Genomic DNA, 15818 nt, shown 5'->3' with positions numbered 1-15818 from the left:
CGGTGGCTGTTTGGTGGTCCCAGTACCCGCCGGTCAGCGGGCAAAGACGCCAACGGACAGTGCGGGAACGGAGAAATCGCCGCCCGACGCGCTGGCCGTGCTGGTTGGCGAGGTGTCCGCCAAGACAGCAAAGGTGCCGGTCAGCGCCGTACTTAGAGTCTGGGTGGTATTGCTGGCATTGATCACAACAACAATCTCGTCGTTGGCGGCATCCAGATCTGCAAGGTCGTTGCTGGTGTCATCCAGCAGGCTGTAACCGATTACTCCTGGAATCTGCCCGGTGCCTGTATTCAGGAAGTGCAGCCGATTCTGGATAGCCTCGGCCGTCTGCAGGCGGAACAGCGGGCTGTCCCTGCGCACGGTCAGAAGCTCACCGACCTGTTCGTTGGTGTAGGCAATCGCTTGAGGCGTTGGCGCTGCACCGGCTCCTGCGGACTGAATCACTTCGCTGATGAGGTCCCAGTTCGAGCCGTCCTTGTCCTGGCGTGGCAGACCCCGATTCCAGGCGGAGCTCTGGTAACTGAAGTCCACTTCGTTGTACCAGTCGCCGGAGTCGTAGCTGTCCCGTTCCATGGATTTTGAGCGCAGCAACTCCGAACCCATATGCAGGAATGGGATGCCCTGGCTGAGGATGGGTACGGCCAGGCTGATCACCTGCATCTGTGCCCGCTCCATAGTGGTCGCGGCATAATCTGCCTTGTACTGGTTGTTGTCCCACAGGGTCTGGTTGTCGTGCTTCGAGACGTAGTTGATGATTTCCTGGGGATCGTCGGTGTAGCCGGCATTCTGCCCGTTGTAATCAATCTGGGCGCCACTCAGAATCTCGCCGTTGGCCGTCTCAAAGCTGAAATCCTTCAGGCTGCCGGCAATACCGATGCGCACCCAGTCGCTGAGCTGCAGCAGGCGGTTTTTCTCGTCTTCGCTGCCACTGTTGCGATCGTTCGGTAAGGTGAAGAGCCCATTGCCAAAGCCCTGGTTGGCGCGTATGGCATCGCCGCCGTCAAATGGGCCACCGCCACGGACGGCATCCCGGAGCCGGTCGTTGAAAGAGCCGATGCCGGTGCCTGCCATATTCGACTGGATGGCGTTTTGGCCCCGGGCATTATTGGCCACTTCGCCGAAGTTCCAGGCCTCCCCGTAGAAGTAGGTGTCCGGATCAACTGCCTTTACCGCTGCAAGGGCTTTTTCCATATTGCTGAGCATATGGTGGCCCATGAGGTCGAAGCGGAAACCGGAGATCTTGTAATGGTCCGCCCAGGTCACCAGTGAGTCCACCATGAGCTTTTCCATCATGGCGTGTTCGCTGGCGGTATTCTCGCAGCAGGTGGATTGTTCCACCGCTCCGGTTTCCGGATTCTGGCGGTGGTAATACCCCGGGACCAGCTTGTCCAGTACGGAATTCTCGGCAAGCCCGGATGAGTTGGTGTGGTTGTAGACCACATCCATGACCACGTTCAGGCCGAGTGCTGTCGCCGCCTGCACCATTTCCCGGAACTCCAGAATACGCTGGGTGCCGTCCGCATCGGAGGCATAGCTGCCCTCAGGAACGGTGAAGTGTACCGGGTCGTACCCCCAGTTGAAGCTGTCCAGGTCCCGGAAGGTGTTGTACAGAGCCTGGGCGTCGCCGGTCAGCGGATCAAATTCAGCCAGCACCTGACGAATCGTTTTGCCACTGGCGCAATATGACTGATAGGCGCTGGCAGTATCGTCGGAAAGATCGCAAAGACGGCCGAAGTCGTCACTGATGTCGACCACCGCGGTGGGGTCCTCGTTGACGGTGGCAATATCGAAAGCGGGAAGCAGGTGGAGGTGGGTGACGCCGGCATCGGCCAGGGATTTCAGGTGTGCGACGCTGTCGACGCTACCGTCTGCGGGTGCGGTGAATGCACGGTATTTGCCCCTCAATGCCGGATCCAGGGTTTCATCGGTGGCGCTGAAATCACGAATGTGGGTCTCATAGACAACCACATCCTCCGGCGCCAGCATGGCCGGTGTTGACAGAGAATCCCAGCCAGCCGGTTTGTGGTTGCTCTCCAGATCCACAACCTGGGCATACTCGCCGTTGGTTGAGAGGCTGAGCGCGTAGGGATCTGAAACCATGGTGGTTTCGATGGCGCCTGTTCTTGGGTGGTAGACAGTCACCTCGTACTGGTAGAACTGCTGATCGAGGTCCCCAAAACTTCCGCTGTGGGTCCAGACACCATCGGTTTCAGTCATGCTGACCGGGTAGCCTGTAAGCAGAGTGCCAGAATCGTCGAAAACGTGCAGACGCAGAGACCGTGCGGTGGGCGCCCAGACGGCGAAGTCTACGTCTGCGCCGTTTACCACGGCACCCAGCTCCCCGTTATAGGCAAACAGATCGTCCAGCACCCCCGGAATCTGGACGCCGGTCGCCATGACCAGATCGTCACTACTGTTGAAGCCGGCGGCCACTAGTTGGCCTTTGAGGGCCGCTTTGATGTCCGAGTTGCCTGCCTGAACCTCAAAGGCCGGCCAGTCACTCAGGTGCGGGAATTTTTCCGCAAGGGCAGGAGCAAGGGACGTTGCCGATAGTGCCAGGGACTGTCCCCCGTTGAGCGTTTCGCTTTCGGTAACATTGATTTGCGCATTCTGGTCGTGCCGTAGTTCAACCCGGGCTAGGCTACCTGCGTCCTTGATCACAACCGTGGTTTCATCGAGCCAGTGAGCCTTGAACCCGGCGATGGTTACGGCCTCTGCCTCATTCGGGTTTTGTGACAATTCCTGGCTGCCGCTGAGGGTAAAAATTCGGTCGCCGAGGGAGCCGAAGTGCCAGCGGTGATCAAGGCCGCCCAGATCTTTTTCATCGCCCTTGTGCATGATGAAGTTCATGCACTCTCCGGCTTCGCGCATCGGGATCAGGTACCAGGCTCCGTAAGTGTCGCTGACACCATCGGGCAATCGTGGGCTGCTCCATTCTGTTGGAACCCCCTCGGCAAGGCCGTCGCAGCCATCTGCGGGGTTGTTCCAGAGATGCAGGCCCCAGCCGCTGTAGTTTTCGTCAGGTCGTTTGTAATAGAGCAGTGCTTCGTTTTCACCCGGCTCCAGCAGTGTGTCGGTCTGGCCGCCACCACCGGTGCCGTCATCCGGCGCAGGGCTGTCGCTTCCGGAATTGCAGCCGGCCAGCGCCAGCGAAAACGCCAGTGCCAGGCTGCCTGCAACCAGTTTTTGCTCAGGCATGGGAAATCCCCTTTTCCATTGTTTTTGTTTGGCTTTGAACCCTTTCGGGTCAGTTTCATAGTTGCGTGATAAAGCCGGAAGAACATCCTTCGGCGGGCAATTTTTCGGGGCGTAGATGGAATGGTGCTGGGGTAGTAGAAACGGTTCAGCAGGCAAAAAAAGGGGCCGGCAAAAGCCGGCCCAGAGGAGGTCCAACGAGAGTGTGGGTTTTAGAGCCTTACCACCAGGCTTCGATCTGGGCGCCGATCTGGATATCTCCATCGACACCTTCACCACCGCGAGCTCCTTCGGCTTCGTCACCAAAGAAGGTTGCGGCGTAGGCACGGATAACCGGGCGCGCCCAGTATCCGGGGCCTGCTTGCCACTGCTGGGCGATCGCGAATTTACCGAGGTCCTGGGATTCGGTGAACCAGGGGCGGTCGGTGTCGCTGTAGCCCACTTCGATTGCGGTGCTCATCACTGGCGACCAGTTGTAGATCGGGCGCGCAACAATGCTCAGGCGTTCGCCGTCTTTGGCGGACGGGTCATGAGACTCGGCCTGCTCGTAGACAACGGAGTGGCCGAGATCCCAGCCTTTGCCCAGCTTGATCACACCGTGGTTGAGCACGCGCCAGCTGGATTCGAAGTAGCCGGCCACGTTGCCGTTGTCCACCCGGCCACCACTGGCATTCTCCGCCAGGGCGAAGCCCATGGAGTCAGCGCCGTACTGAACCGCAAATTTGTTGAAGCCGCCCATCACGCCGGACGAGAATTCAGCGGTGAAGAAGTAGCCGTTCTCATCATTTACGCCGGCGTCTTCCTGGGCGTCGGTCAGGTCGGCCATGGCGTAGATGCCGATCAACTCCAGGTTGTTACCGCCTGCCAGAGGGAAGGAGTAGCGCACGTCGACTTTGTTGTTCTGAACAAAGTTGTCACCATCACTGGTATCGGAGTTGGTATAGGCCAGAGAGAGTTGGCCGGAGCCTGCGGTGATGTTCTCGATACCGGCACCGTAACCGGCGTTACTGACGTAGAACAGGTCCAGCTGGTGGATGTCCTTCCGCTTGTAGAAGCGCTTACCGGCCCAGAGGGTAGCGCCGGGCAGTGATTCAATCACGTTGTTGGCGGAGACATAGAGCTGGCGAAGCGCAATGTCACCCCCGCCGTAGGGGTCGGAGCTGTTCGAGGTGGTTTCCTGATTGCCAAAATCCACGTTGTTGATGTTGTTGAAGCCGTTCAGGGCCTGGTAGTCGTTGCCCTGGCGGTTGGCGCTGTAGGCCAGCATGGAATCAAACCGGAAGGTTTTGCCGTCCTGGCTGAATAGTTCGTCGCCAAGTGCCAGTTCAGAGTAGGTGTCGCATTCATCGGCCAGACGACCAACGTAGTGGCCGGTGGAGCCGCTGCCAAAACAGGTTTGCTCGCCACCGCTGCCAATGTTCGTGGACACGCCTGCCCGGGCATAACCGTGGAAGTCAACGGCAACGGCTGGCGTTGCCAGGACTGCGGCGGTGATTGCTGCAGCCAGGGGAAGCTTGTTTGCAGTAAAGCGCTTTTTATTTTGCATCATCTGTGTCCTGTGCTTTTTGTCTTTTTTAAATGTCAGGGAAGCGGAATCTCCGGTTGCCGGTTATGGTTCAGCCATGGCCGGATCAGGCTTCCGGTTCCCGCGATTGCAGCTTCTGCCAATCAGACATTGGGAAACCGGATTTCATAGTGTTGTAACGTAGTGGTTAGTACATCATCCGCCCCAAAGAATTTGGGGGGTGAGTTTTCAGGGGGAGGAGGGGCGTAGGAGGATGAGCCCCTCTGTTATTCGCTTTGCTACCTTTCCTGTGGTTGCTTTCAGTTCGGCGGGAAGCGGGTGGGCTTGAGGCTTTCCTTGATCTTCTTGAGGTGCCCGAGGAAGTCAGCGCCGCGTTTCAGGGTTACGCCGGTTGCCAGGATGTCGATAACGCTCAGGTGAATGATGCGTGAGGACATTGGCATATAGACCTCGGTGTCCTCCGGAGCGGTCACGCCCAGCACCACCGTGCAGCTTTCTGCCAGGGGTGAGTCGGGGTTGGTGATGCCAATCACAGTAGCACCGTTGGCCCGCGCCAGTTGGGCGATATCCACGGTTTCCCGGGTGCGGCCTGTATAGGAGATGAGCACGATGACATCACCCACGTTGGCGCCGGCCGCAACCATGCGCTGCATCAAAGCGTCGTCGTAAGACATGACCGGGATATTGAAGCGAAAGAACTTGTGCTGGGCGTCCATCGCCACAGCAGCAGAGCCGCCCATACCAAAGAAGTTGATCTGTTTTGCCTGGATCAGGTAATCGATCGCAGTGGCCAGGGCTTTCGGGTCGAGCGCCTGCCGGGCCTTGTCCAGGCTGGCAATGGTACTGAGCATGATCTTGTCGGCGAATTCGGCAACGGTGTCGTCAGGCTCGACGTTCTGGCCGATATAGGGGGTGCCGGTGGCGATGCTCTGGGCAAGGCGGATCTTGAAATCCGGGAAGCCTGTGGCCGAGAAACCCCGGCAGAAACGGTTAACCGTTGGCTCGCTGACGTCGGCGGCTCTGGCCAGGGCAGCTATGCTGTAACGGGTGGCCGCGCTTGGGTCGCGGAGAATGGCCTCAGCCACTTTCCGCTCGGATTTGTTAAGGGTCTCCAGCCTGGACTGGATGTCCTCAAGCAGATTGTCGTCACGGTGCGCCTGGTTCGCGGCCATCAATGGTACTCCCTGAATCATGGGCGGTCGTTGTCTTGAAAATGCGGTGATTATACCGCTTTTTTACCGGTTTTGGGGTAGTAAAAGTATCACGAAACGCAGTTTTTTCTTGGAAAATTGATTTTTGGATGTCATTATTTGTTTAAAATTACTACATTGATGCCTGTCATCGAGTTTTTGCGACGGGCTGCCCACCAGAGAGAAGGAACCAATGGTCAACAAGATTAATACCCGTTGTGACCTCATGCTATTCGGAGCGTTGGGTGACCTTGCCCAGCGAAAACTGTTTCCGGCCCTGTACCAGCTGGAGCGCGCCAACCTCCTGGCCGACGGTAGCCGGGTGCTGGCTATTGCCCGCACAGAGGCGGATACCGAGACCGTGCGCCAGCAGTTGTTTGACAAGCTGAAGCAGCATGTAAAGCCAGAAGAGTTCGATGCTGAACTGGCCAAGTCCTTTCTGAAGCGGGTTGATTACCAGATTCTGGATTTTAACGAACCGGACGCTTTCGGTGTGCTCAACGAGTGGCGTGATGACGCGAACAATGAGCTTATTGTTTATATGGCAACCCCGCCGTCCATGTATGGCGTCATAGCCCGAAACCTGCGCTCCGCCAGTTGCTGTACCGAGAAGACGCGGGTGGTAGTAGAAAAACCGATCGGTCACGATCTGGAGTCGTCGAAGGTGATCAACGACGAGCTGGGCGAGGTCTACAACGAGAACCAGCTGTTCCGGATTGATCATTACCTGGGCAAGGAAACCGTTCAGAACCTGATCGCTCTGCGTTTTGCCAACAACCTGTTTGCCTCCCAATGGGACCAGAACCACATCTCACACGTGGAAATTACCGTTGCTGAAAGTGTTGGCATTGAGGGCCGGTGGGGTTATTTCGACAAGGCCGGCCAGATTCGCGACATGATCCAGAACCACCTGTTGCAGCTGCTGTGTCTGATCGCCATGGACCCGCCTTCGGATTTGTCCGCGGACAGCATTCGGGATGAAAAGGTAAAAGTGCTCAAGGCGCTGAAGCAGATTACTCCGGACATGATGGACAGCTACGTTGTGCGTGGTCAGTACACCGCCGGCACCAGTAACGGCAAACCGGTTCCCGGTTATCTCGAAGAAGAGGGTGCGAACAAGGGCAGTGCCACCGAAACCTTCGTGGCGCTCAAGGCCGAGATCGACAACTGGCGCTGGTCCGGTGTTCCTTTTTACATCCGCACAGGCAAACGCCTGCCGGAGAAGCTGTCGCAGATTATTATTCACTTCAAGCCGGCGCCGCACTACATCTTTGATCCGGACCAGAAGCACCTGGCCAACAACAAACTCATCATCCGTCTTCAGCCGGATGAAGGTATGGCCCTGAAAATCCTCACCAAGGACCAGGGTCTGGACAAGGGCATGCGCCTGCGCCAGGGCCCGCTGGAGCTGACGTTTTCGGAGACGTTTGCCACTGATCGTATTCCCGACGCTTACGAGCGTCTGCTGTGGGAGGTGATGAAGGGCAACCAGTACCTGTTTGTCCGCCGGGATGAGGTGGAATATGCTTGGCGCTGGGTAGATCAGGTTATCCAGAACTGGAAAGACAGCGGCGAGCCGCCCAAGCGGTATGCCGCTGGAACCTGGGGGCCGGTCGCCTCCATTGCCATGATTACCCGGGACGGAAGGAGCTGGTATGAAGATGTCTGATCTTCGCTTGCCCGAGGGAGTTAGCGGCCGTTCAGGTGAAACGCCAGAGAAAGTGGCCCTGAATCTTGCGGATGCGGTCGCCGGGTTCCTGGATGCCCGCCTTAGAGAGGCGCCCAGGGCGAGCCTGGTGGTATCCGGCGGCTCCACGCCGCTGCCATTTTTCAAAGCGCTTTCCGGCAAGGATCTGGAATGGAGCAGGGTAGACGTGCTGCTGGCGGATGAACGTTGGGTGGATGAAACCGACGACGCCAGCAATACCCGCCTGGTTCGCGAGCATCTGCTGCAGAACAAAGCTGCGTCGGCCCGCTTCCTGTCCCTCAAACAGCCCGGCGCCACGCCTGCCGAGGGCCTTGAGCGGGTGAAGGCCGAGCTGGCGGATCTGGCTCTGCCCATCGACGTGCTGATTCTGGGCATGGGCAACGACGGCCACACGGCGTCGCTGTTCCCGGACGCACCGGAGCTGGAGGGCGCCATGAATCCGGAGTGTCAGGAAATCGTTGCGGCCGCCACGCCCGCGTCGCAACCCCAGAAACGCATCACCCTGACATGGCCACCCCTGAGAGATGCCCGCTTCACCGCCTTGCATCTCAAGGGCGAGGACAAGCTGCAGACACTCGAGCGGGCCATGTCCGAACCGGACAAGGTGCTCGAAATGCCCATCAGAGCTTTCCTGAAGCCTGGCCTCCAGGTGTTCTGGAGCCCCTGAAACGCCCGATCTTTGTTATGGAGAAAATCATGAACCAACTTTCCGATTACCATCGCGAGCGCGTCAGGGCGGTACTGCAATCCTCACCCCTGGTGCCTGTGATCGCTATTCAAGATCTCGAAGACGCCGTGCCACTTTGCCAGGCACTGGTTGATGGCGGCATCAACGTCCTGGAAATCACTTTGCGTACCGAACACGGCCTCAAAGCCATCGAAAAAGTCCGCAAGGCCATCCCGGACGCCTGGGTGGGTGCGGGCACCGTCACCAGCATTGCCCAATACCGTCAGGTGGAAGCTGCAGGCGCCCAGTTTGTTATCACCCCGGGTGTGACCGAAGCCATCCTGGAATTCGGCGTGACCTCCGAAGCCCCGCTGTTGCCGGGCATTGCCACCATCTCAGAGTTGATGGTCGGCTATAACCTCGGCTACCGCGAATTCAAATTCTTCCCCGCCGAGGTCGCCGGCGGCATCCCGGCCCTAAAAGCCTTCAGCGGGCCATTCCCGGATGTCACCTTCTGCCCCACCGGCGGCATCCGCCGCAACACCGCGGCAGATTACCTGGCACTGGGCAACGTCCAGGCTGTTGGTGGCACTTGGTTGACCCCTGCGGATGTGGTGGCGGCCAAAGACTGGTCGCAGATTACGGAGATTGCGCGGGGGAGTCTGGCTGATCTCTGACTTCCAACTTGGTTTCCCAGACTGGAAGTTTTGGAGTGGACGCACTTTGGGGCAGGGCTCCCGGGAAACGCTACGAGCACATCCATGTGCGCTTGGCGCTGGCCATCCTTGGCCAGCGACATTCCCGGAAACCCTGCCCCAAAGTGCTGGTTAAACCGTCCGATAACGCGAGTATTCGCCGTAACTTCGTAGGTCGGATTAGCCCCAGGCGTAATCCGACAATCAATCTCGGAAACCCAAAAGAGGTCCGTCGGATTACGCCTGCGGCTAACCCGACCTACATGCTGTCCCCGTAAAGAGTTGGCCTTTCAGTAGGAGAAGCGGAAGTTTTATCCGTCGAATGATGAATTGCTGAAAAGCTTTCGCGCTGAGATATCTTCAAGAGTTTGGAAGAGGGAGTGGGGTTCCCCTTTCCAAAAATGGCTGTGGCCAAGGATGGCCACAGCCAAGCGCACATGGATGTGCTCGTAGCGGTTTTTGGAAAGGGGAACCCCACTGCCGATTCGCACATTGCCGCAGGCTACAAGGCCATGCGCCAATCGACTAAGGGCTGGAGAGAGGGCTTACAGTCAGCGAATATCAGAACCAACCCGAACAATCTTCATGGTATTGGTACCACCCTGGGCATTCACATAATCACCCTTGGTAATCACCACCAGATCACCATCCTTGACCGCCCCGCGGTTCACCAGCTCCGACACCGCCAGCGCATTGGTCCGCTCGTTCGGAATCTTGGCAGAATCGAAAGGCACCGTCTGAACGCCCCGGAACATCACAACCCTGTGCTGCGTGGAGTGATGACGCGAGAACGCAAAGATCGGCAGGCTCGATTTGATGCGCGACATCAGCCTTGGCGTGGCCCCGGTTTCGGTCATGCAGATGATGGCTGAGACGCCTTCAAGATGGTTGGCCGCGTACATGGCAGACAGGGCAATGGCCTCGTCCACCGCTTCCATGCTTTCGTGAATTCGGTGCTTGGACTGATGCATGGACGGATGCTTCTCTGCACCCAGGCAGATCCGCACCATGGCTTCCACGGCTTCCTTCGGATAATCACCCACAGCGGTTTCCGCAGACAGCATGACTGCATCGGTGTAGTCCATCACCGCGTTGGCAACGTCTGAGACTTCGGCTCGCGTTGGCATCGGGCTGGTGATCATCGACTCCATCATCTGCGTGGCTGTGATCACCGCACGGTTAAGGACGCGAGCACGGGAGATAATGTGTTTCTGTACGCCAACCAGCTGGGCGTCGCCGATTTCCACGGCCAGGTCGCCCCGGGCAACCATCACGGCATCGGATGCTTCAATTACCGCGTCCAGGGCTTCGACATCGTCGGCAAGTTCCGCCCGCTCAATTTTCGCGACCAAGCCCGCGTCAGAGCCTGCCTCTTTCAGCAGGCGCCGGGCGATGTGCATATCCTCGGCGGTGCGGACAAACGAGACCGCCACGTAATCCGCGCCCAGTTTGGCGGCCGTTACGATGTCCTGCTTATCCTTTTCCGTCAGTGCTTCAGCGGACAGGCCGCCGCCGCGCTTGTTCAGGCCCTTGTTATTGGAAAGCGGGCCGCCGATCAGAACGGTGGAGGTGATGCTGTGGTCATTGACCGACTGCACTTCCATCTCTATACGGCCGTCATCGAGAACAAGAATGTCGCCTGGTTCCACATCTTCGATCAGTTGCTCGTAATCGATACCGACTCTTTCTTCAGTGCCCGCTTCCTTATCCATGGCGGCATCCAGGATAAACGTCTCGCCTGCCTTGAGGGTGACCTTGTTTTCCGAAAACCGGGCAATGCGGAGCTTTGGGCCCTGCAAATCGGCCAGCAGTGCGACGAACCGGCCCTGTGATGCTGCCGCCTCGCGAACGCGGCGGGCTCGTCCAATGTGCTCCTCGGCGCTGCCGTGGGAAAAGTTAAGTCGTGTAACGTCTACACCGGCGGCGATAATGGCCGCGAGGGATTCCGGTGAGTCGGTGGCGGGGCCGAGGGTGGCGACAATCTTGGTACGCCTGAGCATGGTTGGTGTCCTTTGGTTCTTCAAAATGGTCTCGAACAGAGTAGCGGAATCAGCCGGGACGGCCAGATTTACTGGCCGGCCTTGATCAGGGCGAGGGCATTATCCAGCATGCGGTTCGAGAAACCCCATTCATTGTCGTACCAGGCCATGACTTTTACGTGACGACCCAGAACCCGTGTGTGGTTGGCGTCATAAATGCTGGAGAGCGCATTGTGATTGAAGTCCACGCTTACCAGTTTCTCGATATTATAGCCAAGAACCGGATTTTGCTCGGCGGCTGCTTTAACCGCGTCGTTCACTTCCTCCACGGTTGTTTCCCGGCTGGCAATAAAGCCGAAATCTACCAGTGACACATTGATGGTGGGAACGCGAACCGCCAGGCCATCGAGTTTGCCGTCAAGCTCCGGAATGACCTTGCCAATGGCGGCGGCAGCGCCTGTCTTGGTTGGAATCATCGACTGGGTGGCAGAGCGTGCGCGATAGAGATCGGAATGGTAAACGTCGCTCAGCTTCTGATCGTTGGTGTAGGAGTGGATGGTGGTCATCAGGCCACTCTCGATGCCAATGGTCTTTTGCAGGGCTTCAACAACCGGTGCCAGGCAGTTCGTGGTGCAGGACGCGTTGGAAATGATCTCGTGTTCGGCGGTCAGTGTATCGTGGTTCACGCCGTATACCACCATGGCATCCGCATCGGGGCTGGGCGCCGAGATGATGACCTTGCGGGCGCCTGCCTTCAGGTGTGCCGCTGCCTTGTCGCGTTTGGTAAAAAGGCCGGTACACTCGAAAACAACATCAACACGGTGATCTTTCCAGGGCAGTTCTTCGGGATTGCGGAGAGCGGTAATGGCAATCCTGTCCCCGTTGACGGTCAGGGATTCGGCGTCGTGGCTGACGTCAGCATTAAATCGGCCATGAACGCTGTCATACTTGAGCAAATGGGCGTTGGTCTCGGCGTCGCCAAGGTCGTTGATGGCAACAACCTGGAGCTGGCTCCGGTAGTTATTTTCATACAATGCTCTGAGAACATTGCGACCGATGCGGCCAAAACCGTTGATTGCGATACGGATTGTCATGGTCTGACTCCTTGGGTGGTCGTTTTTTGTTCGTTTAACCTCGGTAATGTAGTAAATATAACAACAAAAAAAGAAGAAATGAACGATTCAACGGTGGAAATGACAAAAAAAGGAAGTAAAATTACGTCTAAAAACGACCACTCTAATAAATTATGCAATGGAGCCCACCATGCACCCGACCGTAGACAAGGTTACTCAGAGAATTATCGAGCGCAGTCGCTCAACGCGGCAGGACTACCTGGACCGCATGAATGCTCTCAAAGCCCAATCCCCGCACCGGAGTTCTCTGTCCTGCGGCAATCTGGCCCACGGTTTTGCGGCCTGTAATCAGGGCGACAAGGACACCCTGAAGTTCATGAACAAGGCCAACGTGGCCATGGTAACGGCCTATAACGATATGCTTTCGGCCCACCAGCCCTACGAAAAGTTCCCGGATCTTATTCGGGAGGCGGCCCGGGGGATGGGATCCGTGGCTCAGGTGGCCGGTGGCACGCCCGCCATGTGTGATGGCGTAACCCAGGGCCAGCCGGGTATGGAGCTGAGCCTGTTTTCCCGCGACACCATCGCCATGAGTACCGCCGTGGCCCTGAGTCACAACATGTTCGATGCCACGATGCTACTGGGCATTTGCGACAAGATTGTGCCGGGCCTTCTGATCGGCTCGCTGAGCTTTGGCTACCTTCCCACCATCCTGGTTCCTGCAGGCCCCATGCCTTCAGGGCTGCCGAACAAGGAAAAACAGCGTATTCGCCAGCTTTACGCCGAGGGCAAGGTTGGCAAGGACGAGTTGCTGGAGGCCGAGAGCAAGTCCTATCACAGTCCGGGCACCTGCACGTTTTATGGCACGGCTAACAGCAACCAGCTGTTGGTGGAGGTCATGGGTCTGCACATGCCGGGGTCGGCTTTTGTAAATCCCAATACGCCGCTGCGCGATGAGCTCACCCGGGCGGCAACCGAGCAGGTGATCAAACTGTCGAAGCCTCACGGCGGCGAGCTCGGCCTGGGCGACATGGTGGATGAAAAGAGCATCGTCAATGCCCTGGTGGCATTGCTGGTTACCGGTGGCTCCACCAATCACACCATCCACTGGATTGCTATTGCCCGTGCGGCAGGGATCATCATCGACTGGAATGACTATGCCGAGCTTTCCTCGGTGGTTCCGTCCATGACCCGGATCTATCCCAACGGGCAGGAAGACGTGAATGCCTTCCACGAGGCAGGCGGTACCCCGTTCCTGATCAGGGAGCTGCTGAGCGGTGGCTTCCTGCACAATGACGTGAACACCGTGGTGGGCTTTGGCCTGGAGCGATACACCGAAATGCCGGAACTGGTGGGTGAGAAGCTGGTTTGGAAGCCGGCGCCGGAAAAAAGCCTGCGCCCGGATGTGCTGAGCCCGGTTGCGGAACCGTTTGCGCCGGATGGCGGCCTGAGAGTGCTTGATGGCAACCTTGGGCGGGGCGTCATCAAGGTATCTGCCGTTGCCCCGGAACACCGGAAAGTTGAAGCGCCGGCCGTTGTCTTTAATGACCAGAACGAACTCAAGGCAGCCTTTGAGGCTGGCGACCTGGACAGGGATTGCATTGTGATCGTGCGTTTCCAGGGGCCCAAGAGTAATGGCATGCCGGAACTGCACAAGCTCACCCCCTACCTTGGCGTGTTGCAGGATCGCGGGTTCAAGGTGGGCCTCGTGACAGATGGCCGTATGTCCGGCGCATCGGGCAAGGTTCCCGCGGCGATCCATGTGTACCCAGAGGCACTGGATGGTGGTCCCCTGGCGAAGGTCAAGAATGGTGATACGGTCTGCCTGGATGCCGAAAACGGTGTTCTTGCCATCCGCGTGGATGAACAGGAGTTCGCCGGCCGGGAATCTGAAAAAGCCGACCTGACCGGGTATCATCACGGATATGGTCGGGAGTTGTTTGGCTGGATGCGTCGCGCTGCCAGCAATCCCGAGGAAGGGGCCAGCTTTTTCTGGAATCATGAGGCATGACAGCAACACATTATTCACTGGTTGGTGATATTGGCGGCACCAATGCGCGGTTTGCCCTGGTAGAGCAGGGCAGCGTGCAGCCTCGTGCCATCGAGATTCTGCCCTGTGGGGAATATACAAATCTTGATGACGCCGTGCGGGATTATCTGGCCCGGGTCGGGGTTTCAGAGGTAAATGGGGCCTGTCTGGCAGTTGCCTCACCGGTTCGCGGTACCCAGGTTCGGATGACCAACAACCATTGGCGTTTCGATACCGATGAAGTCCGGGAACAGTTTGGCTGGTCCACGTTCAAGGTAATCAATGATTTTACCGCCATGGCCCTTGGCGTTCCCCACGTTGCGGACGACCATCTGGTGCATGTTTGTGGCGGCCCGGGTGACAGCCGTCGCCCCAGACTCGTTATGGGTCCTGGAACTGGGCTCGGTGTTTCAGGCCTGGTGCCCATTGAGCATGGCTGGGTGCCGTTAATGACCGAGGGTGGCCACGTGGATTTCGCTCCCACGGACGATACCGAAATGGCTGTGCTGCGGATTCTCAAGGCCCGGTTTGGCCGCGTGTCCGTAGAACGAATTCTGTGCGGCCAGGGCCTGCTCAACCTGTATCAGGCCCACGCAGAAATTCAGGGCGTGGCCGCCCCACTGGATGCACCGGAGAAAATCACTTCGGCTGCGGTGGAAAACACCGATAGCCTGGCTCGTCACACGCTTCGCCATTTCTGTGAAATCCTCGGTCGGGCAGCCGGCAATGGGGTTCTGACCCTGGGGAGCACTGGCGGTGTCTACCTGTGCGGCGGAATCCTGCCCCGTTTCCTCGAGTTCTTTCTGGAAAGTCCATTCCGTAATGGCTTTGAGGATAAAGGAAGAATGCGTCCGCTGCTGGAGTTCACACCGGTCTATGTGGTCACCGAGCCCTACACCGGTCTGCTGGGAGCAGCCGAGGCACTGGGCAATCCGGAGGTGTGACGCCGGATTGCCGCCGCGTGATCAGAGGTAATGCACCACTTGGCTCTGGTCGAAACGGTACTGACGGTTGTACACGCCGTTTTCTGCCCGTCGGCCGGCTGCCAGTACCATGGTCACCAGTCCTTTCCCGGGCAGGTTGAGCAGTTTCTTGACACGGTACTCGTCAAAACCCTCCATGGGGCAGGAATCATAGCCGTGGGCCCGGAGCGCAAGCATCAGATTCTGGGCCGCCAGGGCTGTGGATTTGGTGGCCCAGATTTTCATCTCGCAGGTGGAGTATGGGCCCCGGGGCACAGGTCGGGTGATTCCCACCGCAAGGCCCGCCGCTTTCTTTGCTAATCCCAGAATACCGAAGGGGCCCTGGTTGTAATGAATGGGGGCGACTTTGCGGTAGTACTTTTCAACGATGGGCGGCAGCTTTTCTTCCGGCCAATCCTCCAGCGCTTGCCGCGCATGGGCCCGCCAGGTATCGGGTCGGGCAACCACTACGATTAGCGCGGCGGCGGTTTTCGCGGCATTCTGGCCAAGGCAGGCGTGGGCAAGCTTTTCTTTCAGCTCCGGAGTGCGGACAACGAAAAATTCCCAAGGCTGCAGGTTACTGGAATTGGGAGCCAGGGTCGCCAGCTCCAGGCAATCCTCAAGCACCGTCTCGGGAATCGGCTCATCGGTGAAGCGCCTGATGGAACGGCGCGTGCGAACGACTTTCCGGAACTCTTCGATATCGATTTCGGGCAGCGGTAGAGGGCCTGCTTTGGCATTCATGATGTGTCCTTCGAGACTTGTTGTGTCGTGATTGTGCCTCTATCGTTACGA

General features: G+C 58.0%; 11 protein-coding genes. 5 read left to right on the top strand and 6 right to left on the bottom strand.

The window, feature by feature from the left end:
* Positions 1–33: 33 nt before the first annotated feature.
* The 3 genes from pulA to A8B84_RS00370 all read right to left on the bottom strand — a co-directional run bounded on the left by pulA (position 34) and on the right by A8B84_RS00370 (position 5892).
* The gene (gene pulA, locus A8B84_RS00380) at positions 34–3198 is read right to left on the bottom strand and encodes a pullulanase-type alpha-1,6-glucosidase (RefSeq protein ID WP_064228918.1); all 3165 of its coding nucleotides are present in this window, start codon (positions 3196–3198) and stop codon (positions 34–36) included.
* Positions 3199–3415: 217 nt separating this feature from the next.
* Positions 3416–4744 carry a carbohydrate porin gene (locus A8B84_RS00375; protein WP_227512766.1) on the bottom strand — a complete coding sequence of 443 codons (1329 nt, stop codon included), beginning with the start codon at positions 4742–4744 and terminating at the stop codon, positions 3416–3418.
* Between the two features lie 275 nt (positions 4745–5019).
* On the bottom strand, positions 5020–5892 hold the full coding sequence (locus A8B84_RS00370; RefSeq protein ID WP_064228920.1) for a MurR/RpiR family transcriptional regulator: 873 nt from the start codon (positions 5890–5892) through the stop codon (positions 5020–5022).
* 211 nt (positions 5893–6103) lie between these two features.
* On the opposite strand from A8B84_RS00370, the gene zwf reads away from it, so the two are divergent.
* Genes zwf through A8B84_RS00355 form a run of 3 tightly spaced genes read left to right on the top strand, consistent with a single transcriptional unit; the run spans position 6104 to position 8962 of the window.
* Positions 6104–7579, top strand: a complete 1476-nt coding sequence (gene zwf / locus A8B84_RS00365; protein ID WP_064228921.1) for a glucose-6-phosphate dehydrogenase — start codon at positions 6104–6106, stop codon at positions 7577–7579.
* A complete protein-coding gene (gene pgl / locus A8B84_RS00360) occupies positions 7572–8285 on the top strand; it encodes a 6-phosphogluconolactonase (protein ID WP_082905043.1) in 714 nt (237 codons plus the stop codon). The genes zwf and pgl overlap by 8 nt, the downstream gene beginning before the upstream one ends.
* Positions 8286–8314: 29 nt before the next feature.
* Positions 8315–8962: a bifunctional 4-hydroxy-2-oxoglutarate aldolase/2-dehydro-3-deoxy-phosphogluconate aldolase gene (locus tag A8B84_RS00355; protein ID WP_064229015.1), complete on the top strand. Its 648-nt coding sequence runs from the start codon at positions 8315–8317 to the stop codon at positions 8960–8962.
* Between the two features lie 569 nt (positions 8963–9531).
* On the opposite strand, the gene pyk is transcribed toward A8B84_RS00355, so the two are convergent.
* Both pyk and gap read right to left on the bottom strand, forming a co-directional pair.
* A complete protein-coding gene (gene pyk / locus A8B84_RS00350) occupies positions 9532–10980 on the bottom strand; it encodes a pyruvate kinase (RefSeq protein WP_064228923.1) in 1449 nt (482 codons plus the stop codon).
* Between the two features lie 68 nt (positions 10981–11048).
* A complete protein-coding gene (gene gap, locus A8B84_RS00345) occupies positions 11049–12053 on the bottom strand; it encodes a type I glyceraldehyde-3-phosphate dehydrogenase (protein WP_064228924.1) in 1005 nt (334 codons plus the stop codon).
* A 169-nt stretch (positions 12054–12222) separates the two neighbouring features.
* Here gap and edd point away from each other — a divergent pair, with 169 nt between their 5' ends.
* Together edd and A8B84_RS00335 are read left to right on the top strand one after the other, a co-directional pair.
* Positions 12223–14043 carry a phosphogluconate dehydratase gene (gene edd, locus A8B84_RS00340; RefSeq protein WP_064228925.1) on the top strand — a complete coding sequence of 607 codons (1821 nt, stop codon included), beginning with the start codon at positions 12223–12225 and terminating at the stop codon, positions 14041–14043.
* Positions 14040–15005, top strand: a complete 966-nt coding sequence (locus A8B84_RS00335; RefSeq protein ID WP_064228926.1) for a glucokinase — start codon at positions 14040–14042, stop codon at positions 15003–15005. The genes edd and A8B84_RS00335 overlap by 4 nt, the downstream gene beginning before the upstream one ends.
* Before the next feature lie 21 nt (positions 15006–15026).
* Here A8B84_RS00335 and A8B84_RS00330 read toward each other — a convergent pair whose 3' ends face one another.
* Complete coding sequence (locus A8B84_RS00330; RefSeq protein WP_064228927.1) at positions 15027–15767, bottom strand: nitroreductase family protein; 741 nt, start codon at positions 15765–15767, stop codon at positions 15027–15029.
* Between the last annotated feature and the right edge of the window lie 51 nt (positions 15768–15818).

The organism is Marinobacter sp. EhC06 (genome assembly GCF_001650915.1).
GTDB lineage: Bacteria > Pseudomonadota > Gammaproteobacteria > Pseudomonadales > Oleiphilaceae > Marinobacter.
The sequence above is the reverse complement of the archived record's forward strand: the minus strand, read 5'-3'. Positions and strand labels throughout refer to the sequence as shown.